The organism is Streptomyces sp. NPDC019937, from assembly GCF_040631655.1.
Lineage (GTDB): Bacteria > Actinomycetota > Actinomycetes > Streptomycetales > Streptomycetaceae > Streptomyces.
Window position 1 is genome coordinate 221,865 of the sequence record NZ_JBEYAL010000007.1, and the last position, 23,064, is coordinate 244,928.

General features: G+C 72.0%; 24 protein-coding genes and 1 pseudogene. 14 read left to right on the plus strand and 11 right to left on the minus strand.

What is annotated here, in order from left to right; translation table 11 throughout:
* Positions 1–10 precede the first annotated feature (10 nt).
* The 5 genes from ABZ562_RS09410 (at position 11) to ABZ562_RS09430 (ending at position 3,340) form a co-directional block, all read left to right on the plus strand.
* Positions 11–652: a LysE family translocator gene (locus ABZ562_RS09410; RefSeq protein WP_361475916.1), complete on the plus strand. Its 642-nt coding sequence runs from the start codon at positions 11–13 to the stop codon at positions 650–652.
* A 100-nt stretch (positions 653–752) separates the two neighbouring features.
* Positions 753–1,283, plus strand: a complete 531-nt coding sequence (locus ABZ562_RS09415) for a gas vesicle protein (protein ID WP_361475918.1) — start codon at positions 753–755, stop codon at positions 1,281–1,283.
* Positions 1,273–2,217, plus strand: a complete 945-nt coding sequence (gene gvpJ, locus ABZ562_RS09420; RefSeq protein WP_361475920.1) for a gas vesicle protein GvpJ — start codon at positions 1,273–1,275, stop codon at positions 2,215–2,217. Before ABZ562_RS09415 ends, gvpJ begins: the two co-directional genes overlap by 11 nt.
* On the plus strand, positions 2,208–2,522 hold the full coding sequence (locus tag ABZ562_RS09425) for a gas vesicle protein K (RefSeq protein ID WP_361475922.1): 315 nt from the start codon (positions 2,208–2,210) through the stop codon (positions 2,520–2,522). The genes gvpJ and ABZ562_RS09425 overlap by 10 nt, the downstream gene beginning before the upstream one ends.
* Complete coding sequence (locus ABZ562_RS09430) at positions 2,519–3,340, plus strand: GvpL/GvpF family gas vesicle protein (protein WP_361475924.1); 822 nt, start codon at positions 2,519–2,521, stop codon at positions 3,338–3,340. Before ABZ562_RS09425 ends, ABZ562_RS09430 begins: the two co-directional genes overlap by 4 nt.
* Positions 3,341–3,347: 7 nt before the next feature.
* Here the strand turns inward: ABZ562_RS09430 and ABZ562_RS09435 are convergent, their stop codons facing one another.
* From ABZ562_RS09435 to ABZ562_RS09445, 3 genes are all read right to left on the minus strand, one after another.
* Entirely contained in the window at positions 3,348–4,355 is a 1,008-nt protein-coding gene (locus ABZ562_RS09435) for a hypothetical protein (protein ID WP_361475926.1), read from the minus strand.
* A 219-nt stretch (positions 4,356–4,574) separates the two neighbouring features.
* A complete protein-coding gene (locus ABZ562_RS09440) occupies positions 4,575–5,021 on the minus strand; it encodes a hypothetical protein (RefSeq protein ID WP_361475928.1) in 447 nt (148 codons plus the stop codon).
* 116 nt (positions 5,022–5,137) lie between these two features.
* A complete protein-coding gene (locus ABZ562_RS09445) occupies positions 5,138–5,809 on the minus strand; it encodes a PepSY domain-containing protein (RefSeq protein ID WP_361475930.1) in 672 nt (223 codons plus the stop codon).
* A gap of 240 nt (positions 5,810–6,049) precedes the next feature.
* Between ABZ562_RS09445 and ABZ562_RS09450 the strand changes: the two genes are divergently transcribed.
* Entirely contained in the window at positions 6,050–7,141 is a 1,092-nt protein-coding gene (locus tag ABZ562_RS09450) for a hypothetical protein (protein ID WP_361475932.1), read from the plus strand.
* Here the strand turns inward: ABZ562_RS09450 and ABZ562_RS09455 are convergent, their stop codons facing one another.
* From ABZ562_RS09455 to ABZ562_RS09465, 3 genes are all read right to left on the minus strand, one after another.
* Entirely contained in the window at positions 7,142–8,224 is a 1,083-nt protein-coding gene (locus ABZ562_RS09455; RefSeq protein WP_361476033.1) for a transposase, read from the minus strand.
* On the minus strand, positions 8,221–8,436 hold the full coding sequence (locus ABZ562_RS09460) for a transposase (RefSeq protein ID WP_361475934.1): 216 nt from the start codon (positions 8,434–8,436) through the stop codon (positions 8,221–8,223). Before ABZ562_RS09460 ends, ABZ562_RS09455 begins: the two co-directional genes overlap by 4 nt.
* A gap of 324 nt (positions 8,437–8,760) precedes the next feature.
* Positions 8,761–9,333, minus strand: coding sequence for an XRE family transcriptional regulator (locus ABZ562_RS09465; protein ID WP_361475936.1), 573 nt, complete (start codon positions 9,331–9,333; stop codon positions 8,761–8,763).
* 103 nt (positions 9,334–9,436) lie between these two features.
* Here ABZ562_RS09465 and ABZ562_RS09470 point away from each other — a divergent pair, with 103 nt between their 5' ends.
* From ABZ562_RS09470 to ABZ562_RS09480, 3 genes and pseudogenes are all read left to right on the plus strand, one after another.
* Positions 9,437–10,294: an EamA family transporter gene (locus ABZ562_RS09470; RefSeq protein ID WP_361475938.1), complete on the plus strand. Its 858-nt coding sequence runs from the start codon at positions 9,437–9,439 to the stop codon at positions 10,292–10,294.
* Positions 10,295–10,349: 55 nt separating this feature from the next.
* Positions 10,350–10,838 carry a prolyl-tRNA synthetase associated domain-containing protein gene (locus ABZ562_RS09475; RefSeq protein WP_063733689.1) on the plus strand — a complete coding sequence of 163 codons (489 nt, stop codon included), beginning with the start codon at positions 10,350–10,352 and terminating at the stop codon, positions 10,836–10,838.
* A gap of 80 nt (positions 10,839–10,918) precedes the next feature.
* A pseudogene (locus ABZ562_RS09480) lies at positions 10,919–11,499 on the plus strand (methyltransferase); the annotation flags it as partial.
* 93 nt (positions 11,500–11,592) lie between these two features.
* Here ABZ562_RS09480 and ABZ562_RS09485 read toward each other — a convergent pair.
* Complete coding sequence (locus ABZ562_RS09485) at positions 11,593–12,882, minus strand: MFS transporter (protein WP_361475940.1); 1,290 nt, start codon at positions 12,880–12,882, stop codon at positions 11,593–11,595.
* Positions 12,883–12,975: 93 nt separating this feature from the next.
* On the opposite strand from ABZ562_RS09485, the gene ABZ562_RS09490 reads away from it, so the two are divergent.
* Entirely contained in the window at positions 12,976–13,929 is a 954-nt protein-coding gene (locus ABZ562_RS09490; protein ID WP_361475942.1) for a LysR family transcriptional regulator, read from the plus strand.
* On the opposite strand, the gene ABZ562_RS09495 is transcribed toward ABZ562_RS09490, so the two are convergent.
* The gene (locus ABZ562_RS09495) at positions 13,886–14,626 is read right to left on the minus strand and encodes a TetR family transcriptional regulator (protein ID WP_361475944.1); all 741 of its coding nucleotides are present in this window, start codon (positions 14,624–14,626) and stop codon (positions 13,886–13,888) included. The two genes, ABZ562_RS09490 and ABZ562_RS09495, sit on opposite strands and share 44 nt — an antisense overlap.
* 210 nt (positions 14,627–14,836) lie before the next feature.
* On the opposite strand from ABZ562_RS09495, the gene ABZ562_RS09500 reads away from it, so the two are divergent.
* The 3 genes from ABZ562_RS09500 to ABZ562_RS09510 are packed head-to-tail and all read left to right on the plus strand — an operon-like array spanning position 14,837 to position 19,117.
* Positions 14,837–16,147: a UDP-glucose/GDP-mannose dehydrogenase family protein gene (locus ABZ562_RS09500; RefSeq protein ID WP_361475946.1), complete on the plus strand. Its 1,311-nt coding sequence runs from the start codon at positions 14,837–14,839 to the stop codon at positions 16,145–16,147.
* A gap of 48 nt (positions 16,148–16,195) precedes the next feature.
* Complete coding sequence (locus tag ABZ562_RS09505) at positions 16,196–17,428, plus strand: glycosyltransferase (protein WP_361475948.1); 1,233 nt, start codon at positions 16,196–16,198, stop codon at positions 17,426–17,428.
* A 60-nt stretch (positions 17,429–17,488) separates the two neighbouring features.
* A complete protein-coding gene (locus tag ABZ562_RS09510; protein WP_361475950.1) occupies positions 17,489–19,117 on the plus strand; it encodes an MDR family MFS transporter in 1,629 nt (542 codons plus the stop codon).
* A gap of 16 nt (positions 19,118–19,133) precedes the next feature.
* On the opposite strand, the gene ABZ562_RS09515 is transcribed toward ABZ562_RS09510, so the two are convergent.
* Together ABZ562_RS09515 and ABZ562_RS09520 are read right to left on the minus strand one after the other, a co-directional pair.
* Positions 19,134–19,388: a hypothetical protein gene (locus ABZ562_RS09515; RefSeq protein WP_361475952.1), complete on the minus strand. Its 255-nt coding sequence runs from the start codon at positions 19,386–19,388 to the stop codon at positions 19,134–19,136.
* Positions 19,385–20,725 (minus strand): S8 family serine peptidase, encoded by a 1,341-nt coding sequence (locus ABZ562_RS09520; protein WP_361475954.1) that lies wholly within the window; start codon positions 20,723–20,725, stop codon positions 19,385–19,387. Before ABZ562_RS09520 ends, ABZ562_RS09515 begins: the two co-directional genes overlap by 4 nt.
* A gap of 215 nt (positions 20,726–20,940) precedes the next feature.
* Here ABZ562_RS09520 and ABZ562_RS09525 point away from each other — a divergent pair, with 215 nt between their 5' ends.
* Entirely contained in the window at positions 20,941–22,107 is a 1,167-nt protein-coding gene (locus ABZ562_RS09525) for a hypothetical protein (protein ID WP_361475955.1), read from the plus strand.
* A gap of 92 nt (positions 22,108–22,199) precedes the next feature.
* Here ABZ562_RS09525 and ABZ562_RS09530 read toward each other — a convergent pair whose 3' ends face one another.
* The gene (locus ABZ562_RS09530) at positions 22,200–22,964 is read right to left on the minus strand and encodes an alpha/beta hydrolase (protein WP_361475957.1); all 765 of its coding nucleotides are present in this window, start codon (positions 22,962–22,964) and stop codon (positions 22,200–22,202) included.
* Positions 22,965–23,064 lie beyond the last annotated feature (100 nt).

Below are 23,064 nucleotides of genomic sequence, written 5' to 3' on the forward strand. Positions count from 1 at the left end.
GCTGACCCGTATGCCGCCCACCGACCGCCTGCTCGCCTTCGCGGCGATGTCCTTCCTGCTGATCGTCGTCCCCGGCCCCAGCGTGCTGTTCGTGATCGGCCGCGCGCTGGCGCAGGGCCGCCGCGCCGCCCTGACCTCGGTCCTCGGCAACACCCTCGGCGCGTACACCCTCGTCGTGGCCGTGGCGCTCGGGGTCGGCACGCTCGTGGAGCGCTCGGTGCTCGTCTTCACGGCGCTCAAGCTGGCGGGGGCCGCGTACCTGGTGTACCTGGGCGTGAAGGCCATACGCGGGCGCCGCTCCCTCCCCGCCGCCCTCACCGGCGGCGGCGCCACCGCCCGCGGCGGCCTGCGCACCCTGGGGGAGGGGTTCGCCGTCGGGGTGGCGAACCCCAAGACCATCGTCTTCTTCGCCGCCGTCCTCCCTCAGTTCGTCGACCGCGACCAGGGCCATGTGGCGCTGCAGATGCTGCTGCTCGGCCTGGTCTTCAACGCCATCGCGCTCGCCTCCGACAGCGTCTGGGGCCTGGCCGCCGCCACCGCCCGCGGCTGGTTCGTCCGCTCTCCCGACCGCCTCGCCCTGGTCGGCGGCGTCGGTGGCCTCACGATGATCGGCCTCGGCGTCACGGTCGCCGCGACGGGCCGCAAGGACTGAAGGGCTACGGGGCCCTGGGCATGGGCCGAGGCCGTCCAGCGGATGTGTGGGTGAACCGGAGAACGGTTACACGCCTGAAATGAGCAGCTATCCCCAGAGGATGACGTCGAGCGACCGGGGGTTAGCCTCCGCCGTCCCGCCACGCGACGCGTCCGCCCGCACGGCGCAGACCACGGGCGTGACCCCGATGCAGCCCCGGCGGGACGGCGAGGGAAGCCTGGCGCACGTGGTCGAGACCCTGCTGGACAAGGGCCTCGTGCTGAACGCGGACATCATGGTGTCGGTGGCCGGGGTGGAACTGCTGGGCATCCGGCTGCGCGCGGCGCTGGCCTCGTTCGAGACCGCCGCCCGCTACGGCCTGGAGTTCCCCTCCGGCACGGACACGGAGACCGCCGCGTGGCGTCAGACGCGTGAGGAGAAGGAGACCTGCCCGGCGTGCGGCAAGCGCGCTCCCGTCGAGCAGTTGCTGAATCAGTGGTGCCCCTGGTGCGGATGGCGCAGCGCCCAGGCCCGAGCGCTGGAAGGCTCCGAGCGGGAGCCCCTGGCCGAGCGGGAGCCCCCGGACGGGCGGGAGCCCCTGGCCGAGGGGGAATCCCCGGCCGGGCGGGAGGAGCCGCGGCGTGACCGCTGACGGGGCTCCGATGCGGCCCACGCGGGATCCCCGGGTGACCCTGGACGACCTCGTGGAAGTCCTGCTGAACAAGGGCGCGGTCCTCCACCTGGACCTCATCGTCGCCGTGGCCGACATCCCGCTGATCGGCGTCTCCATCCGGGCGGCCGTCGCCGGGATGGAGACGATGCTGGAGTACGGCATGATGCGCCACTGGGACGAGGCCACCCGCGCCTGGGCCGAGCGGTCCGTCGCCCGCCGCGCCCTCGACCTCCGGGAGGGGGAGCGCGTCGTCAGCAGGATGAGCGGCGGCCATCTGCTGACGGAGGGCGTCTGCACCGGCTGGCGGCCCGGCACCGTCTACCTCACCGATCAGCGCCTCGTCGTCCTGCGCGAGGAACCACGGGATGTCCTGTGGCGGACCGAACTGGCCGCGGTGCGCGCGGTGCGGCTGGAGCCGGAGCGTACGGTCGGCGGCGAGGAACGCCTGCGCGTGAGGCTGGCACTGGACGACGGCCGGCGGGAACTGCTCTCCGCCCGGGAGCCCGAGACCCTGCACGACCTGCTCACCCGGGCCTGCGCCGGCCGTCTCACGCCCGCCCTGCCGTTCGGTCCCCCCGCCGAGGAGGAACCGCCGCTCGCCGAGGGGCACCTGTGGTACCAGGAACCGCGCCGCTCGGGCCCGTTGTGGCGAGGCGGACGGGCACGGCTCACCGCCGACCGGCTGATCTGGAAGTCCCCCGTGGACTCCCGGCCGGCGCTGGTGCTGGCCACCGACACCATCGCCGGGGTGCGGCGGCGGTCCGGACGCGGCCCCGCCGGGGAGGGCGGCGTCCTCGCCCTGCACCTCACCGGCGGTGACGAGGTGAGGCTGGCCGCCGACGACCCGGCCGCCTGGGCCCGGAGGCTGGGCGCGGGCCGGCAGCAGGAGGAAGGAGAACCGGCATGCCGTTGACCGTCGACGAGAAGAGCCTGAAACACGGGGTGTTGTCCCTGGTGGTCACGTTGGTGGAGGTCATCCAGGAGGCGCTGGACCGGCAGGCGCTGCGCCGCATCAACGGCGGCGACCTGACCCCGCAGGAGACCGAGCGGCTGGCCGACGCCCTGCTGGAACTGGACGAGGCGCTGGAGCAGATCAAGGAGGACCACGGCATCGTCGCCTCGGTCGCCGATCTCCACCGCGGGCTGGACGACGTGGTCGACGACGTCGTGGACAAGCTGATCAACCCCCGGCGCTGGGCGGAGGAGGCACACGAGTGACCGAGCACACCGCGTTGTACGTGTACGCGCTTCTGCCGGACCGTCAGGACGCCGCCGAGGGCGTCACCGGTCTCGACGGCCGGCCGCTGCGCCTGGTGACCGTTCCCGGCACGACCCTCGCCGCGCTGGTGCACGACGCCACGCCGACGCCCTTCCAGGGCGGTGACGACGAGGTGCGCCGCTGGGTGGCGGAACAGAGCCAGGCGGTCACCACCGTCTGGGAACGCACCGGCAGCGTCCTGCCGATGACCTTCAACGTCCTCGTGGCCGACGAGCCACCGTCCGAGGACCGTCCCGGGCCCGGACGAAGCGCCGAACAGCGCCTCGTGGACTGGATCACCGAGCAGGAGCCCGACATCACGGGCCAGTTGAAGGAACTGGCGGGCCGATGCGAACTGCGGGTCGAGATCACCGTGCGGCACACGGCCGCCAGCCCGGAGGAAACCGACGGCGCCGACGAGGCCGGGGCCCGGTCACCCGGTATGCGCAGGCTCCTGGCCAAGCAGCGGGAGCAGGACGCCCGCAACGCGGCCGGGCAGCTCGCCGACACGCTGCACGCCGAGATCCGGCGCCGTCTGCTGTCCGTCGCCGAGGACTTCCGCGACCGCGGACCCACCCACCGAGCCGCCGACGAGACGGACGTCCTGTCCGCCGCCCTGCTCGTCCGGCACGAGGACGTCGACACCGTCGGCACGGTGCTGAGCGAAGCGCGGACCCAGCACCCCGCCCTGCGCATCCGCTTCCTCGGCCCCTGGCCCCCGTACTCCTTCACCGACGCCCGGACCGATCCCCTCGCCGCGGCGGAACGCCTCCAGTAGGAGCGCGTCACCGGCGCGAAGTCGTGGACGCCTCCTCACGAGCGCGCAGCTCTCCATGGAGACGGGCGAACACCGCGCACACCACCGGCATGACCACCGGCGGCAGCAGGAGAAGGGCCACGGCTGTGGGCAGGATCTTCACCAGCACGCCGGTGATCCACACATTGTCGTCGCTGAGCCACAGCATGCCGAGTCCGGCGGGGTGGGTGAGGGGAACGGCCGCGTACCGGCCGAGCCAGAAGACGAGCACGGCGGCCGCGGCGACCAGCGCGCCCATGCCGAGGGTGCGCCGTCGCGCGCGGCGGGTCAGCACCCACGAGCGGTACAACGCCACGAACGGGGAACGACGCTCCAGCACCGTCTCGGCGGTGGCCACCGACAGGCGGGAGTACAGCAGCGGGCCGAGACACCCGATGGCGATCGGCAGCACCCACCCCACCAGCGTGTACTGCGGGCTCGCGGTTCCGCCCAGAGGGGTGGGTTCGACACCGGGCACCTCGTGGCTCTCCACAAGGCTCCACCACATCAAAGCCGCCACCTCCACTGCACCCACGGCCAGTCCGGCCAGCACGTTGACCGAGAGGGCGGCGGGAAACCGCCGACGGCCGCGCCGCCACAACTCACGGGCGGTCAGCGGCCCGCCGTCGCGCGCGGCGTGGGAGGCGCCGACGGCATACGCGGTGTGCAGGACGGAGACGACGAGGAGCCCCAGCACGAGCAGCAGCAGCGACACCACGAAACCGACCCTGACCAACGGGGCCAGGCCGCCGTCGGCGTAGGCCACGTAGGAGTCCTCGTTGGCGATGTTGCGGTCCGCGTACTCCCGGACGTTCTCGAAGCCGTCCCATGCCGCCGCGAATCCACCGGCCACGATCGCGCAGCCGAGCACGGCCGTCACGGCGGCCACGCGGAGGGTGAAACCGTACAGCGCGCGCCGGTAGCGCCCGACGACGCCGAGCACCCCGCCAATGCCGTCTGCCGCCAGGCCGGTCGACGGGTTTTCGTCCTGTGCCATGAGCTGATCTGACCTGACCTTCGTACGGCTCTGTGGTGACGGCAGCCAAGACGTGTGCCGGACGCGTGGGGTTCCGTGGGAGTGGCATCGCCGCCCACGATGTGGGGCTGGATCAGACGGAACATGGCCGTCATGCGCTGATCCGCGCGACCCGACCGCACCAGCCGGTAGTCGTCCAAAGCCCGGCCAGGCTTCACCTGCACGTGGCAGGGACGGCTTCTAGTCGCCGACGACGGCCTCCACCGCCTCGGGGACGAGCACGACCTCCTGCGGGGTCCAGCAGTCCGAACGCTCGGTGGCCACTTCGGCCGCGCACTGGCGGCACACCAGGTTCGGGCCGTCGCAGCCGTCCAGGCCGCAGCAGCCGTTCCGCCGGCCGCGCAGCGAGGTCGGCTCGGTGCCGTGCACATCCGCCCGGGCCAGGACGATGCCGTTCAGCCCCGCGCGCCGCAGCCCCAGGGCCGCACCCGCGAGGTGTGGCCGGAAGACTCGCTCCCCGGCCTCGGGCGGATCGTAGGCGAAGGTGCCCGGACGCATCCGTGGCGGGCACTCCTCGCCCCTCGGCAGCTCGTACGGCGCCGGGGCGCTGTCCACGTCGGGCAGCGGTACCTCGCGTACGGGTCCGGCGACATCGCCGTGGCAGCGGCGGCAGCGGAAGACGACCATGCCCGCCATTGTCCGCCCGCTCCCGGGCTCCGGTGGCTCAGGACAGGAAGCGGGCGAAGGGGCCGCGCCCGCAGGACAGTTGCGGGCGCGGCCCCTTCGGGCTCGGGGGAGGCCGGTCAGTCGTCGTGTCGGTCGTCGTCCTGGTCGACGTGCCGGCCCAGGACCTTGCCGTTGGCGGCGTCGACGGTCACCTCGTGGCTCTTGTGGTCCTTGCCGAGGACGTCGACCTCCCAGACGGCGGAGCCGCTGCGGTCGTCGTCGTCCAGGCCGTAGGAGGTGACGGTGCCGGGGACGGCGTTCAGGGCCCGGTCGATGGCCTTGCCGTAGCCGGTCTTGTCGGCCTTGAGCTGCGCCTTGGCCTCGGCGGCGTCCTCGGCGTCGTCGTCGCGGTCGGTGTGCTGGGTGAGGACCTTGCCGTTGCCCGCGTCGATCGTCACGTCGTGGCTCTTGTGGTCCTTGCCGAAGACGTCGACCTCCCAGACGAGGGAGCCGTTTCGGTCGGCGTGGTCGAGTTCGGCGGAGGTCGCGGTGCCGGGGACGGCCTTCAGGGCGGCGGCCGTGGCCTCGTCGTAGCCGACCTTGTCGGCCTTGACCTGCGCGCGGTCCTGCTGCGCGGTGCCGTACAGGTGGGCTTGCGTCTGGGAGAGCTTGGCCGTGGAGTTCGGCGCCGGGCCGTCGTCGTCCGCGAAGGCGGTCGCGGCACCCGTGCCGCCGATCAGGGCGACGGCGGCGGCCGTGGCGAGGACGACGGCGCGGGGGGCGAGCGTGCGCTTGGCGTTGGCCTTCATGGGGACGGTTCCTCCGGTTCGTGTCGCGGTCGCGTTCCGCCGGTGGGCCCTGTCGTGCCCTTCCGACGCCCACTACGTTGCCGAACCGGACCTGAAGGGACGCTGAAATCCTGAAGCGGTCTTCAGGAAGCGGACCGCGACGACGTCGCCTGTCCGGGACATTCCGGGTTCCACCCGGGGCGGCGTAATGTCCGGGAAGGGGGGTCGGCCAACGGCCCGGGGGCGGGAGGGGAAACAGGGATGACGGACCGGGCACCGAGAGCGCCCCGCGCGTGGGAGTGGCTGCTGCCCGCCGGCTTCGGCCTGCTCTGCGTGCTGGTCTCCGCCGGGCTGTTCGCCATCGTGCCGGGCACGCTGGCGGACGAGCGCGCGTACGCCACCGCGCCCGCCTGCCCGGGCGGCACGCGGTCGGACGCGTGCACGGTGACGGTCCCGGCGACCGTCAAGGGCACGGAGGACCAGCCCAGCGGCAAGAGCGTCCGCTACTGGCTCCTCGTCACCGAGCGGGGCACGGACGTCGTACGGCGCGTGCGCATGGCCGGGTCGGAGCCGGTGTACGACTCCGTGCGCGCGGGCGACGAGGTGACGCTGACGTACTGGCGGGGCGAGATCCGCACCGTGACATTCGGCGCCGCCGCCCAGGACACCCACGCCTCGCCCGCCCACGGCTGGCGGCTTCCCGTGGCCTTCGGCCTCCTGGCGCTGCCGTTCGGGATCGCCATGCTCCTGGCCGGCTGGGCGCACCGCTACCGCCCCTTCCCGGCGCACACCGCCCCCTGGCCGCTCACCGTGGGGGTGCTGGGCAGCGCCTTCCTGGGCGGTGCCGGTTTCCTCGGCGGCATGGTCGGCGGCGAGGTACGGGACGCGTTCCTGATCACGGCGGCAGGCACTCCGCCTTCCGTCGGCCTGGCCGCCCTGTACGCCTGGTGGCTGCGGCGGCGCACCGCCCGCGCCGCGGACACCAGCGACATCGTCCCGCTTCCCGCCACGGAGCCGCGGTGCGTGCGCGCGTCGGTCCACGGGGACGTCCCGTACAGCGGGGGCGGCTGCGACCACGTGGTGGTGGGAGACGGCCGGCCGGCGGCCACCCCGGACCCCACGGGGCACTTCGCCCGCAGGACGCTTCCGGAGACGCTGGCCGTGCGGGGCGTCCGGGGGCTGGGGCCCGACGACCCCGCCGGCTGGTACACGCTCTACAAGTACGACGGCGTCGTCATCGAATGCCGGGACGGCGACCGCCCGGTCCTCGTCGCCACCGGGCGGCGTGACGCCCCCTGGATCCTCGGCGCCCTGGTCCCGCCGTCCAGAGGCTTGGTGATCGGTCGACGGTGATCAGCCGAGGAGGGAGGCCGGGACGACCGCGCGGGCGCGCTCGTGGAGTTCGCGGGCGGCCTGGTTCTTGAGGTGGGGTTGGATCAGGCCGAACATGGCCGTCATGCGCTGATCCGCGCGCCCCGATTGCACCAGTGGGTAATCGTCCAGAGCCCGATGCCAAGTGGCGCAGGCTGCTTCCAGGTGGCCAACGGCGAATTGCCGCTCGGCGAGTAGCGCCCGTTCTTTGACCCGGGTACGCCGGTACACGTCATGGCGAAGGTTGTCCGACCGTTGCATTGCTTCAACGGCGCCCCGCACGTCGCCCAATTCGTAACGCACCTGACTCGTGTGGTAGTTCAGCGACGACGGGTCATAGGAACCGAACGCCTTCTCCCTGGACGCGGCCTTGTCCATGGCGACTTCCGCTTCCCGGAGGTGCGCGAGCGCCCTGTCGCGCTCACCGATCTGCGCCGCCGCATGCGCCTGTTGCCCTGCGAGAAAGGCCCGCATCCGGGGTCCGGCCTGCGGGGAAGCCGCAGCGGCGGCGTCGGCCAGGCGCATGGCTTGCCGGCCGTGGCCCAGGTCGACGGCCTGCACACTCATGCCGCGCAGGGTGGTGCAGTAGGTCAGGTGGTCCTCCGAGGCTCCGGCCAGTTCCAGAGCCTCTGCGGCGGATGAGCAGGTGGCGGTGGCCGCCGGTGCCGGTATGGATCCAGGCCCAGTCGTAGTACCGCGGCCCCTTCGCACCATTGCCGGCACTGTGCCGTTGCCAGGCCGTGGGGGCAGGCGGCCGGCGATGATGTCCGCACGGACGGCAGTGCGGCCGTGGTTGATCATCACCCGCATCGAGCAGGCGACGGCCATCACGTAGCCGACGCCGCGTGCCTCGAGAGCGGCGCGGAGCCGGGGGTCCTGGCCGTAGGCTTCGTCGCCGGTCACCCAGGAGGCGGTGATCCCGGCATCCAGCGCGCCGGTGATCATTTCTCCGGCCAGTTGGGGCTTGGTGGCGAACTGGATGCCCTCGGGGATCCCGGCCGCCAGGCGGCGTTCGGGATCGGAGCACCAGGAGTGCTCGGGTAGGTAGAGCCGACGGTCGATCAGGGCCCGTCACCGGCTGGTGGCCAGTGTTCGGCGGCGTACGCGCGGATGTCGTCGCGGACGGCATCGGCGTCCCAGCAGGCGTAGCGCAGCAGGCGCTGCATCGGCCCGGGCCGCCCATGGCCCGCCTGTTCGGCCAGCTGCCAGCAGTTCTTCCGCTCGACGTTCGACAGCAGGCCGAGCAGGTAGGCACGAGCGGTCGCCCGAGGTTCCACCCGCCAAAATCGGCTCGCGATCCGGGCCGTGACCTGGTCGAACATCACTCGCCAGCGGGCAGGGTCTACCTGTGGCCCGCGGCCACCGCACGATCTTCAGGAGTCCACACAACCCCCGATGATCACGCGGTGGCCGTACCCGTTCCCAGCCGGGTCCGCGTGAGCCGAGGCTCAGTAGTTGTCACCAGCAGAGCCAGTTGAGCTGGTGAACGAGACCGGTGACGCAGTCTGGTTGCCACCCGTGAGGCACTCGGCTTGTCACAACTGCTCGATCAGCAATCCTTCTGTCACCTGGAGCTCGGGGAGTCGCCCAGTGATTGGTACTCAGCGTGAGGGCGGGACGGAGATGGTCATCATCATCGTCGTGGGGGTGTCGCCGGCGTTGCTGTAGGTGTGGGCGGCGCTGGCTTCGAAGGAAGCGCTGGAGCCGGCCGGGACGTGGAACTCGGTGCCGCCGACCGTGAGGGTCAGTTCGCCGCCCGTGACGTGGATGAGTTCGAACGTGCCCGCCGGGTGCGGGTCGGAGGAGCTGCTGTCGCCGGGCATCAGCTGCCAGTCCCACATTTCCAGGGGGCCGGGGGCCTCGGCGCCCGCGAGGAGGCGGTTATAGCTGCCGGCATCGGTGTGCCACAGCCGTACGGCCTGCTCGGCGGAGACGACGCGGACCGCGGGCCCCTGCGCGTAGTCGAGCAGGGTGGTGATGCTGACCCCGAGAGCGTCGCCGATCTTGACGACCGTGCCGATGCTGGGGTTGGCGCGGGCCTGCTCGATCTGCACGAGCATGCTGCGGCTGACGCCGGCCCGGGCGGCGAGCGTGTCCAGGCTGAGGTTGCGCTCTTTGCGGCAACGCCTGACGTTGCCCGCCAGGGACTGGGTCAACTGATCAAGGTCCGACACGGTCCACCCACGAAGTAGTTTACTATTTTGGACGGTCCAGTTACTTTATCGAACTGCACTGAACTAGCCTGGCCGTCCATTAAACTACACTGCGAGGCGGATTGTGACCGCGTTGTTTGCCCTGGCCACCAGCGTCCTGTACGGGCTGGCCGACTTCGGCGGCGGACTGCTGACGCGCCGCATCCCCGCCCTCACCGTGGTCGTGGTCTCGCAGCTGATCTCCGCGGTCGTGCTCGGTCTGATCGTCGCCACCACCGGGGCGTGGGGTGAGGCAGGGCCGCGGCTGTGGTTCGCCGTCGCGGCCGGACTGGTGGGACCGGTCGCCATGATCGCCTTCTACCAGGCGCTGGCCCTGGGCCCCATGGGCGTCGTCTCCCCGCTGGGCACCCTGGGCGTGGCCGTCCCCGTCGGCGTCGGACTCGCCCTCGGCGAGCGTCCCGGGCTGGTGGCGGTCGGAGGCATCCTGATCGCCATCACCGGCGTCGTGCTCGCGGGCGGACCACAACTCAAAAGCGCCCCGGTGCAGCGCCGGGCCGTCCTCCTCGCGCTGGTGGCCGCACTCGGTTTCGGCACGGTCTTCGCGCTGATCGCCGAAGCATCGACGACCATCCCCGGACTCTTCCTCGCCCTGTTCGTCCAGCGCGTCACCAACGTGGTCGCCGGCGGCGCCGCACTCCGGGTCTCCGTCCGGCGCGGCACCCCCGCGCTGCCGGACACCGGCTTCCCGTGGGCCTCCCTGCCGGCCCTCGCCTTCGTCGGCCTGGCCGACGTCGCGGCCAACGGCACCTACTCCATCGCCGCCCAGCACGGACCCGTCACGATCGCCGCCGTGCTGGCATCGCTCTACCCGGTGGTCACCGCCCTGGCCGCACGCGGCTTCCTGCGCGAACGGCTGCAGGGACTACAGACGCTCGGCGCGGGTCTTGCACTGGCCGGAACAGCGCTCCTGGCCGCCGGATGACCCGAAACCCGACCGACGCGACGAACCGCCACGCACGCACCACGCAGGAGTACACATGATCACCCGCAGCGACATCACCGGCGCGCTCGACGCCGCCGGCATCACGTTCTCCCTCGTCGAACACGAGGAGGCGCGAACAACCGCGGAGGCCGACGCCTTCATCGAGGGCTACGAAGGCGTCCGGACGAAGAGCCTGTTCCTCGTCAACCGCAAGCGCACGGCCCGATACCTGCTAATCATGGACGACCAGAAGGAACTCGACCTGAACAATCTGGTCACCACGCTCGGCGAGAACCGGCTGTCGTTCGGCTCCGCAGAGCGGCTGGCGACCGCGCTCGGACTCGAACCCGGAGTGGTCTCACCGTTCGGCCTCATCGACCCGCACCACCGCGAGGTGACGCTGCTGTTCGACACCGAGATGCTCGAAGAGAAAACCCTCACCTTCCACCCCGGGGACAACAGGGCGACGATCTTCATCGCCACCAAGGACCTGCTCGCCTTCCTCGACGGACTCGGGGTCGAGTACCGCATGATCAAAGTCTGAGCCCCGGCGAAGCCGGTCCGGGTGCCCGTCAAAGCCCATACCGAGCCACCCCGTGGACACCAGAACAGCAGCACCCAGCCCAGTACGACGCCGTCCTCGCGGCAAGCGCCGCCGCGCATCTGAGCGAGGCCGGATGCGCGCCCACGCTCGCGGTCGGAGACGGACTCCAAGGGTGCAAGAAGCACGCCGACTACGACGCGATCATCGCCACCTGCTCCGTTCGGTCCCTCCCGCACTCGTGGTTCCGGCAACTGAACGACGGCGGATCGATCACCACCACCATCTGCGGCTGGATGCTCGCAGCCGGGATGATCCGCCTCGTGCTCGACGACGAGGGAACCGCCCGCTCCTGGAGGAGTGGGCGGGACGGTTCGTCGCTCAGCTCGCGGCACCCTCCGCCGAGCTGATGACCACCAGCTCCGGCATCATCCTCCGCGACGTGGCGACCGGCTCGCAGGCTTGGACCGAACCCGACGGCGAGGGATGGACCGTGTGCCAGCACGGTCCGCTCCGGCTCTGGGCCCAAGTGGAACAGGCCCTTCTCCTGTGGCGGGACGCGGGGGCGCCGGACCTGACGGAGTTCGGGATGACCGCCACCCCCTTCGAACAAACCGTATGGACCGGCTCTCCGAAGGGGCCGAACTGGCAGCTACCCGTCTGACCGTGGCGTATCCCGATCGCTGGAGTCGTCCGACGGGCGAAGGGGCCGCCCCCGCCGGACAGTGGCGGGGCGGCCCCTTCGGGCTGGGGGGCGTCAGGCGTGGGCCGGGGCGGGAGCCATGCGGCGCTCGACCCGGGCCTTGCGCGTCCCGTACAGGGTGATGGCCGTGGCGCCGACGACGGCCAGCAGGCCGAGGGCGACGGTGCCGGGCCAGCCGCCCGTGTGGAAGGCCATGGCGCCGAGCGTGCCGCCCGCGCTGCTGCCGACGTAGTACGCGGTCTGGTAGAGCGCGGCGGCCTGGGCGCGGCCCGTCTTGGCGGTGCGGCTGACCGCCGAGGAGGCGGCGGCGTGGCCCGCGAAGAAGCCCGCGGTGATCAGGATCAGGCCGAGCAGGACGGACGCCAGCGAGTCGGCGAGGCTCAGCAGGAGCCCGGCGGTGGTCATGGAGACCGCGACGTACAGGGCGCCGCGGCGGCCGAGGCGGCCGACGAGCTTGCCGGTGGCGGCGGAGGAGACCGTGCCGACCAGGTAGATCAGGAAGATCGAGCCGATCATGCTCTGCGAGAGCCCGAAGGGCTCGCCCACCAGGCGGTAGCCGATCACCGTGTAGACGCCGCCGAAGACGGTCATGAAGAGCGCGCCGATGGCGTACAGGCGGCACAGCAGCGGGTCGGACAGGTGCCGGGTCACGGTGCGGGCCAGGTCACGCGGGCTGACCTTGGCGGGGGAGAAGTTCCGGGCCTTGGGGATCAGCAGCCGGAAGGCGATCCCGCAGACCAGCGCCATGGCGCCGACCGCCGCGAGGCCCATGCGCCAGCCGTAGCCGTCGGCGACCCAGCCGGTGATGAGGCGGCCGCTCATGCCGCCCACGCTGTTGCCCGCCACGAACAGCCCGATCGCGCCGACCAGCGCCCGCGGTTCGACCTCCTCGGAGAGGTACGCCATCGCGGAGGCCGGAATTCCGGCGATCGCGGCGCCCTGGACCGCGCGCAGCGCGATCAGCCAGCCCAGGTCGGGGGCGTACGGCACGACCAGCGCGACCGCCACCGCGATCGTCAGCGAGACGGTCATCATCGTGCGGCGGCCGAACCGCTCGGACAGGGCGCTCAGCGGGACGACCATCAGGGCCAGCGCGAGGGTGGCCGCGGACACGCTCCAGCTGGCCTGGTCGGCCTGGACGTGCAGATCGTCGGAGATCGCGGGGAGCAGCGCCTGCGTCGAGTAGAGCAGGGCGAAGGTGGCGAGTCCGGCCGTGAAGAGGGCGAGCCTCATCCGGATGTAGCCGGGGCGGCCGGGTGCCATGCGCTCGGAGTCGGAGGAGACGGGCGGTGCGGAGGCGTCCACGCGGCTGTGGGTGGACGCCCCGGTATCAGCAGGAGGCATGGTTCGACCGTAAGGACCGGAATACTGATGCGTCCAATGCACGGAATCGAGATAATCGATGCACCAGAGCATGAGTAAAGGTCAGGGGCGTTTATGTCACGCATCCGCAACGAAAAAGACATTCCGGTGACAGTCGAGGTCGAGTCCGAGTCCTGGGCGGCGGCCCTGACGCCCCGCCTCGCCCAGTTCGCCGCGGTCGCCCGCCATGAGCACGTCACCCGGGCCGCCCAGGAGCTGGAGGTGCCCCAGTCCACGCTCAGCCGGGCGATGGTGCGGCTGGAGGAGGACCTGGGCGTGGCGCTGTTCGCCCGCCGCGGCCGTACGGTGGCGCTCACCCCGGCCGGGCGTACGTTCCTGCGCTCGGTGGAACGGGCGCTGGCCGAGGTGGACCGGGCCGCCGAGACCGTACGGGCCGACGCGGACCCGGCGGCGGGCCGCATCGCGTTCGGCTTTCTGCACACGCTCGGCTCGGAGACCGTACCCGGCCTGATCCGCGCCTTCCGCGTCCACCACCCCCGCGTCCGCTTCCAGCTCGTCCAGAACTACGGGGAGGCGATGATCGAGCGGATGCGGGCGGGCGGCCTCGACCTGTGTCTGACCTCGCCCGTCCCCGACGCACCCGACCTGGTCGCCCGCCGTCTGGACGAGCAGCGGCTGCGGCTGGTGGTGCCGGACGACCACCGGCTGGCGGGCCGCCGCCGGGTCCGGCTCGTCGAGGCGGCGACGGAGCTGTTCGTGACCCTGGAGCCGGGCTACGGGCTGCGCCGGATCACCGACACGCTGTGCGCGGAGGCGGGCTTCACGCCGAAGATCGCGTTCGAGGGGGAGGAGGCCGAGACGATCCGCGGCCTCGTCGCCGCGGGGCTGGGCGTGGCGCTGCTGCCGCCGCCCGCCGTGCCCCGCCCGGGGGTCGCGGAGCTGACGGTCACGGCGCCGCGCGCGGTCCGGGAGATCGGTGTGGCCTGGCTGGACGGCCACCCGGACACGCCTTCGGTGGCCGCCTTCAAGCGGTTTCTGCTGAGCCGCCGCGGTCAGCTTCTCGACTGAGGTCTTCTTGACTGACGTTTTCTCGGCTGAGGTCTTCCCGGCCGGGGTTGTCCCGGTCGGCGGTCTCCCGGCTGAAGCTCGCGGCCTCCGGGCTGATCAGCACGTCGATCCCGGCCCGCAGGAACTGCTCGAACACCTCCTGGTTCTCCGCCGAGGCCAGCGCCGGGGTCTGGATGGTGCCGCGCATCAGGCTGGTGCCGAGCACCCAGGCCACCAGCAGCTCGGCCCGCACCTCGGCGTGCGGTCCGTCCAGGCGGGCGGCGAACCGCTTGGTGAAGAAGTTGGTCAGTTCCCCGCGCAGCCGGCCGATGGCCTCGTCGCGGCTGGAGGAGCGGAGCACGGTGAGCACGGGGTGGGGGAAGTCGGCGTCCTTGGGTTCCCCCGCGATCAGGGCGCTGAACCAGTCCGCGACGCAGTCCAGCGGCACGTCGAGCAGCGGCTCGAAGACCTTGGAGTTGCTGGACACCGTCTCGAACAGCGCCTCCTTTGAGCCGAAGTACCGGTAGACGAGCGCGGCGTCCACGCCGACGTCCCCGGCGATGTCGCGCACGCTGGTGCCGTCGTAGCCGTACCGGCCGAAACGGAAGGCGGCGGCGGACATCAGCGCGGTGCGGGTCCGCTCCGCGCTGCGCTTGCGCGCGGGCGTGACGGGGTCGGCACAGGCCTTCGACGTCCCGTCGTTCGCTGGTTCGTTCACCCGATAACTCCTCGCGCAGTACGCCGCAGTACGGCTGTTCGCCGGTCGCCCATCCTCCAGGCTCTGCTGACTGTCTCAAAGTCACCGATCGTTGTCAGCGCTTGTTGACTTCGCGTTGATCGTCGATGCACGATGATCGATAAGTCAACGATCGATGACTTATGGGTTGGGAGACCATCTGTGTCTGATCTATCTGGTCGACGTGTCGCCGTGATCGGAACCGGCTACGTCGGACTGACCACCGGCGCCTGTCTGGCGTCCCTCGGCCACCACGTGGTGTGCGCGGACGCCGACTCCCAGAAGGTCCAGCGGCTCCGGCGGGCGGAGGTCGACATCCTCGAACCCGGCCTGCCGGAGCTCGTCCGGGACACCGCGGCCGACGGCCATCTGGAGTTCACGCAGGACACCGCGGCCGCCGTGGCGGAGGCCGAGGTGGTGTTCCTCTGCCTGCCCACGCCCATGGGCGCGGGCGGCGCGGCCGACCTGGCCGCCGTCGAGACGGTGGCCGGGGAGATCCGGACCGTCCTGCCGGAGGGCAGCGTGGTCGTCAACAAGTCCACCGTGCCCGTCGGCACCGCGCAGCGCGTCGCGGAGCTGCTCGGCCGCCCGGACGTGACGGTGGTGAGCAATCCGGAATTCCTCCGCGAGGGCCGGGCCGTGCACGACTTCCTCCACCCCGACCGCATCGTGATCGGCGCCGAGAAGGAGGCGGACCGCGAGGCCGCGCAGCGCGTGGCCGACCTGTACGGCACGCTCGACGCGCCCGTGGTGCTGACCGACGCGGCCAGCGCCGAACTCACCAAGTACGCGGCCAACTTCTTCCTCGCCATGAAGCTGTCGTTCGCCAACAACCTGGCCACCCTCTGCGAGCACTTCGGCGCCGACATCGGCGACGTCACCGAGGGCATCGGCCACGACCCCCGCATCGGCCCCGCGTTCCTGCGGCCCGGCCCCGGCTGGGGCGGCTCCTGCCTGCCCAAGGACACCCACGCCCTGCTGACGATCTGCCGGCAGGCCGGGGTGGACTTCCCGCTGCTGCGGGCCACCATCGAGACCAATGTCGAGCACCAGCACCGGCTGGTGGAACGCATCGCGGCCGAGCACGGGAGCGGCGACGGCTCGCTGCGCGGCGTGAGGCTCGCGCTGCTCGGCCTGACCTTCAAGGCGGGCACCTCCGACCTGCGCGACTCACCGGCCCTGGCCATCGCCCGGCTCCTCAAGGAGCGCGGCGCCGAACTCCTCGCCCACGACCCCGCGTTGCGGGGCACCACCCGCCCCGACCTCAGCGATCTGCTCACCCTCGCCGACGACCCGCTGGACGCGGCGGCCGGTGCGGACGCGTGCGTCGTCCTCACCGAGTGGCCGCAGCTGCGGGACCTCGACTGGGAGGCCGTCGCCGGGCGGCTCGCCACCCCCACCGTCCACGACTTCCGCAACCTCCTGGACCCGGTCCGGCTGGAGCGGGCCGGGCTGCGGTGGCACGGAGTCGGCCGTACGCCCGCCCTGGCGCCGCGCGGCTGAGCCGTCCGTACGCCCGTACCACGTCACCGAAGAGAAGGGTTTCACCCCATGCGGGTCCTGTGCACCACAACCGGCAGCGCCTCCCACGGGCGCGCCCAGCTGCCCCTGCTCCGCGCGCTCGCCGCCGCCGGACACGAGGTCCTGGTGGTCACCAACCCCACCCTGGCGTCGGTCTTCGAGGACGACGACGTCCGCGTCGACACCACCATGCCGGACCTCGATCCCCGCGCCCGGATGATGGAGCGCGCCGACGAACTGACCGCCCTGCCGACGGGCGACAAGGCCGCCCTGCACTCGGCGGTGGCGAAGCTGATGTTCCGCGGCATGGCCGGCACCGGGGCGAAGATCTCCCTGGAGGGCGTCTTCCCGCTGGTGAAGGAGTTCCAGCCCGACCTCATCCTGCGCGACGGCTTCGACATGGGCGCCGTCCTGATCGCCGAGCGGCTGGGCATACCCCAGCTGCCCACCCCCTCCGGGGCCATGAACGTCGTCGACCCCGTCGATCTGCTGCCGTACCTCAACGCCACCCGCGAGGAGATCGGGCTGCCCACCCACGACGACCCGCTGTCCGTCGTGCCGCACGGGCGCGTCGACTGCGTACCGCCGGAGTTCACCTTCGCCCGGAACCTGCCCCCGACGTGGTCCTACCGGCAGACCGTGGACGTCGAGCGGGCCTCCGTGCTGCCGCGCTGGGTCGCCGAACTCCCCACCGACAAACCGCTGGTGTACGCCGCCATCGGCACCGCGCTGCCGAAGATGCTCGAACTGACCAACAACGCTCCCCAAGGCGCCCCCGAAGGGCCCGCGCTGCCCATCGAGTTCCCGGACCCCACCGCCACGCTGCGCACCATCGCCGACGCCGTGTCCCGGCTGGAGGACTGCACCGTCGTCCTCACCACCTCGGGCGTGCCGCTGGACACCGACGGTCTCCCGTCGCACGTCCACGTCACCGAGCGGCTGCCGCAGCCGATCCTGCTGGAGTCCGTCGACCTGTTCCTCACCCACGGCGGCTTCAACAGCATCCGTGAGTCGCTGCGCACCGGCACCCCGCTGGCCGTCCTGCCGCAGTTCGGCGACCAGCACGCCAACGCGCGGCGGGTCCAGGAGCTGGGCATCGGCCGGGCCGTCACCGACACCACACCGGACGGCGTCGCCGCCGTCTGCCGGGACGTCCTCGCCGACAAGGCCATCACCGCCCGCGCCCGCACGGCGCGGCTGGCGATGCTGGCCACGCCGGGCATCGAGACCGCGGTCGGCGATCTGGAGAAGCTCGCCGGATAGCCGCCCCGCACCCTCACGTCACCGATACGACGCGACCCCCGGGAAGAGACGGACCTCCTCGTGACCACCTCCGACACGACCGAGCGGGGCGCGGCCCCCGGCGCGGACGGCCCGCCCGTACGGCTCACCCACCGCCAGATCACCACCGTCATGTCGGGTCTGGTGCTCGGGATGTTCCTGGGGGCGCTCGACGGGACCGTGGTGTCGTCCGCGCTGCGCACCATCGCGGACGACCTCCACGGCCTCACCGCCCAGGCGTGGGTGACCACGGCCTACCTGATCACCGCGACCATCGCGACCCCGCTGTACGGCAAGCTCTCCGACATCCACGGCCGCCGCCCGGTCTACCTGGCCGCGATCGTGCTGTTCACCCTCGGTTCGCTGCTGTGCGGGGTCGCCACCTCCGTGTACGAGCTGGCGGCCTTCCGGGCGGTCCAGGGCCTGGGCGGCGGCGGGCTGATGTCGCTCGCCATGACGATCATCGCGGACATCACCTCGCCCCGGGAACGCGGCCGCTACCAGGGCTACTTCATGGCGGTCTTCGGCGGTTCCAGCATCGTCGGCCCGCTCGTCGGCGGGGCGCTGGCGGGCCGCGAGACCCTGCTGGGGATCGACGGCTGGCGCTGGATCTTCCTGATCAACGTGCCGCTGGCGATCCTGGCCATCACCGTGATCCTGCGGGTGCTGCGCTTCGTCCCGCACCGCCCGGTGAAGCACCGGCTGGACTACGGCGGCGCGGCCGCCCTCGCCATCGGGCTCGTCCCGCTGCTCACCGTGGCCGAGCAGGGGCGCAGCTGGGGCTGGGGCGCGCCGCTGTCGCTGGCGATGTACGCGGTCGGGGCGCTGGGCCTGGCCGGGTTCGTGCTGGTGGAGCGGCGGATGGGGGACGCGGCGCTGCTGCCGCCGCGGATGTTCCGCATCAGGTCGTTCCGCATGGGCACGACGCTGCACTTCATCGTGGGCATCGGGATGTTCGGCGCGATGACGACGCTGCCGCTGTATCTGCAGCTGGTCAAGGGCATGAGCCCGATCGGGGCCGGGCTCGCCACGCTGCCCACCGTCGCGGCGAACCTGACGGTCACGCTGGTCGTCGGACGTCTGATCTCCCGCACCGGGCGGTTCAAGGTGTATCTGGTGACGGGCATCGGCTCGTTCACCGCCGCCATGGTCGTCTACGCGACGCTGGGGGTGGACAGCCCGCTGTGGCACGTCTCCCTCGGCATGGTGTTCATGGGCGCCGGGCTGGGCGCGGCGATGCAGACGCTCACCACGCTCGCCCAGAGCGAGGTGCCCCGGACGGACATGGGCGCGGCGACCGCCGGGGTGAACTTCTTCCGTTCCAACGGCGGCACGGTGGGCGCCGCCGCCTTCGTCTCCATCCTCTTCTCGTTCGCGGGGACGCGGATCGGCGACCGCTTCACCGAGGCGCTCGGGGACCCCGCGTACCGCAAGCTCGCGGAACAGCCCGCGAACGCGGAGGCGCTGAAGGCGGCCGTCGGCCCCGGCGGCACGGTCAACCTGGAGGACTCCGCCTTCCTGCACACCCTCGACCCGCGGGTCGCCCAGCCGTTCCTGGAGGGGTACGTGGGCTCCCTGCGGATCGTGTTCCTCACCGGCGCCGCCGTGCTCCTGGTGGCGTTCCTGATCGCCGCCGCACGGGTGCCGGACCTGACGCTGTCGGACGAGTAGAGGCCCGTTGAGCGGCTCACTGGAGCGGCGAGTCCGGCGGCGGGATCCCCATGATGCGCTCCCGGTCGACGGCCTCCACCCCGTCCACCGCCTCCAGTACCGGAATCCGGTCCTCGGCGATGGTGCCGGTGAGGAAGCCGAGCAGCGGCTGTTCACCGGTGACCGTGAGACCGGCTCCGCTGGCGGCCCGCACCACGTCCGCGAACCGGTCGGGGTCGACCGAGACGATCACCCCGACCGGTCCGGGCGCCTCGTGCGCGGGGCCCGTCACGGTGCCTGCAGCAGACCCGCGCCCGCGTCCGTGGCGGGGAGCGGCAGCGGGTACGCCCCGGAGAGCAGCCGGGCCCGCAGGCCGGACGTCGAGGACTCCGGATGTGCCTGGGCGATCAGCGCGAGCACCCCGGCGGCGTGCGGGGTGGCCATGCTCGTGCCGCTCAGCGTCTGGTACGAGCCGTCCGGCGCGGCCGAGAACACATCGACGCCGGGTGCCGCGATGTTCACCTCGCCGCCCTCGCCGTTGATCGCGCCGCACGAGAAGAACGCCGTCGCCAGCTCCTTGCCGAGCGCGGCCACCGCCAGGGCGGAGGGGCAGTTGGCGGGCCGGCCGACGGGGGCCACGAACCCCGGTCGCCGGCTCTCGTTGCCCGCCGCGGCGATGGTGACCGTGCCCGGCTCGCGGTGCAGCGCGCGCCGGAACACGTTCTCGTACGTCTGCGGGAACAGTTCCCCGGGGGCGACCGGCGCCCCCAGCGACATGGAGATCACCCGGGCGCCGTGCGCGACGGCCCAGGCGTAGCCCGCCAGGATCTGCCCGTCGGTGCCCCTGCCGCGATCGTTCAGCACCTTGCCGGCCAGGATCCGCGCTTCGCCCGCCACCCCGTAACGGGGCGCGTGTTCGGGCTTCGCGGGACCGGCGACGGTGCCGATGCAGTGGGTGCCGTGGCCATTGCCGTCCTCGACGCTCGCGCCAGGTACGAAGGAAGCCGTCTCCTCCAGGCATCCCGCCAGGTCCGGGTGTTGGGTGGCCACTCCGGTGTCCAGCACGGCCACCTTCACCCCGCGCCCGGACAGGGTGGAGAAGTTCGCCCGGATCGCCTGGAGGCCCCAGGTGACGCTCTCCTCGTCCCAGGCGGGGCCCAGCGAGGAGGCGAGTTCGGTCCTGGTGTGGCGGTCGACCTCGTCCTCGTCGCTGCGGTAGGTCGGGAAGAACCCGGTCAGGGTCCGCTGCGGTTCGGTGATCACCGAGGCGTACACCATCCGTTCCGGCTCGGCGGCGATGATGGCGGGCTCGGTCTGCGCCGTGGTCACCAGCGTGTGCCGCTGGTCGGGCTGCACTTCGACGACGGCGGCGCCGAGTTCGTCGAACAGCACCGAGGCATCGGGCCGCTGGAGCAGCTCGGCGGCGCCGGCGACCTCGGTGCCGCGGACGCGTTCGACGGACGCTATCCCCGCGGACGAGCGCAGCGCGTCCAGTCCGCGTTCCGTCTCCCGCTGGTCGAGCAGCACCACGTACCGGCCGGTGTACTCGGTGGCGTGGGGCATGAGCGGCACATCGGCCCGCTCGGGATGTTCGCCGTTGGGCGGCCTGCCCATGGGTTCGTTCGTCATGGGGATTCTCCGCTTCTTGAGCTTGCGTGCGCTGTCTCCCCCGAGAGAGGGGACGTGCGCCGCTGCGCGCGGAGGGTGGGGCGACGCCCCTCATCCACCGTCACCCCGCCCACCGGGGCTCGCAACTCAGCCGATCAGCCCTGCCATACGTACGTCACAGTGATAAATAAGAGTCAAAACAGAACATAACGGACTCAAGAGTTTAACTTTACGTCATGAATTCTCACTCTGTGTCCGTCGCGTCGGCCGAGACGCGGTCGCGACGTCCCCGGCTGCCCCGGCGTCGCTCACTCGTCTCGGCGGTCGCCGCGCTCGCCGTCGGTCTCGGCGGCACCTCGGCGGCCGCCGCCCACCACGGGACCTTCCTCGGCCCGCTGCACACGGTCACCACGATCGCGTCCACAGTCCCCGCCAACGGGGACCTCAACCCGTACGGCACGGCCGTGGTCCCGCAGAGCATCGGCGCTCTGCACAAGAACAACGTGCTGGTCAGCAACTTCAACAACGCCGCCAACGAGCAGGGCACCGGCACCACCATCGTCCAGGTGCAGCCGAACGGCGGCGTCAGCCAGTTCGCCCGGATCAACCCGAGCCGGCTCCCGAGCCCCTGCACCGGCGGCATCGGCCTCACCACCGCGCTGTCCATCCTGCCCGGCGGCTGGGTCGTGGTCGGCAGCCTGCCCACCGGCGACGGGAACGCCGCGAACGCCGAGGCCGGATGTCTGCTGGTGCTGGACAGCCGCGGCACCGTCCGTGAGACGTTCACCGGACACGGCATCAACGGCCCCTGGGACATGACCGCGGTCAGCCACGGAAACCGCGCCGACCTGTTCGTCACCAACGTGCTGGGCGGCACCGTCGCGGGCGGCGGCAATGTGGTCAACCGGGGCACCGTGCTCCGCATCGCCCTCGAGCTGCACGGCAACCAGCCGCCGACCCGCGAGAAGACCACGAAGATCGGCTCCGGCTTCGCCCAGCGGACCGACCCGGACGCCCTCGTCGTCGGCCCCACCGGCGTCGGCCTCGGACACGACGGCACCCTCTACGTGGCCGACACCGTCAACAGCCGCATCGCGGCCATCCCGGACGCCCTCAAGCGCAGGACCAGCGCGGGCACCGGCCGCACCGTCAGCTCCGGCGGTGCGCTCAACGGCCCGCTCGGGCTCGCCATCGCGCCGAACAACAACATCCTCACCGTCAACGGCGGTGACGGGAACATCGTCGAGACCACCCCGGCCGGCCGCCAGGTGGCCATCCGCCAGCTGGACTCCACCGGCACCCCGCCGGGCGCGGGCGCGCTGTTCGGACTGGCGGTCGCACCGAACGGCCGCTCGGTGTACTTCGTCGACGACGCCTCCAACACCCTGAACCTGCTCCACTGACCGGCGACTGATCCACGACCACCCATGACGTGGGGTGGGGCCCGCCACCCGGCGAGCCCCACCCCACGCCGCGTCGGGCACTCCCCAGGAGGTCAGCGGCGCAGCGTGGAGCCGAAGCCCGCCGCCAGCGGCATGCGCAGACCCAGCGGGGGCGGCGCGGCCAGGGCGTCGGCCACCGGGCGGGAGTAGCCGGTGGCGAAGAGGGAGCCGAGGAGGAAGTCGATGGCCAGCGCCTGGACCTCGTGGCGGTGCTGGTGCAGCCCGTGCCCGTCGGTGTGCACCTCGAAGCGGCACACATCGCGGTTGACCTTCTTGGCGCGCTCGGCGAACCGGTACGACAGGTCCGGGTCCACGCGCTCGTCGTTCGTCCCGTGGGCGATCAGCACCTGCCGCCCCACCAGGTGCTTGACCGGCTCGGGGTCCAGGGTGTCCGCCTCCGGGAGCCAGGGCGCCAGGGCCACCACCGAGGTGACGGCGGGATGCCCGGCGGCGCGCAGCGCGGCGCGGGCGCCCATCCCGTGGCCCGCGAGGCACACCGGGACGTCGCCGTAGCGCCGTACGACCTCCTGGGTGGCCCATTCGGCGTCGGCGGCCGCGGAGGCGTCGGGCCCGTTCCAGCCGCGGCAGCGGTAGTGCACCACATGGGCGGCCAGCCCCTCCTCCTCGCCCGCCCGGACCAGCCGCCGGGCCAGCGGCAGCACGGCCGCGGCGGACATCCGGGTGGGCCGCCTGGTGCAGCCGTCCGGATCACCGCCCGGAAGCAGCAACACCACACCGTGCACGGTCCTCCGCGAGGCGGCCGCGCCCATCGGCCGCCCCAGCCGGGCGCCCCGTTCGGGCAACGCTTGCTGAGCCATGGCAAAACGATCGCAGAACGGCGAGTGGAGTCCACTACCCCTGCGGGTCACTGTTCCGTATCTATCGCGGCCATCTACGCGCGTAGGGGCTATGGTGCGC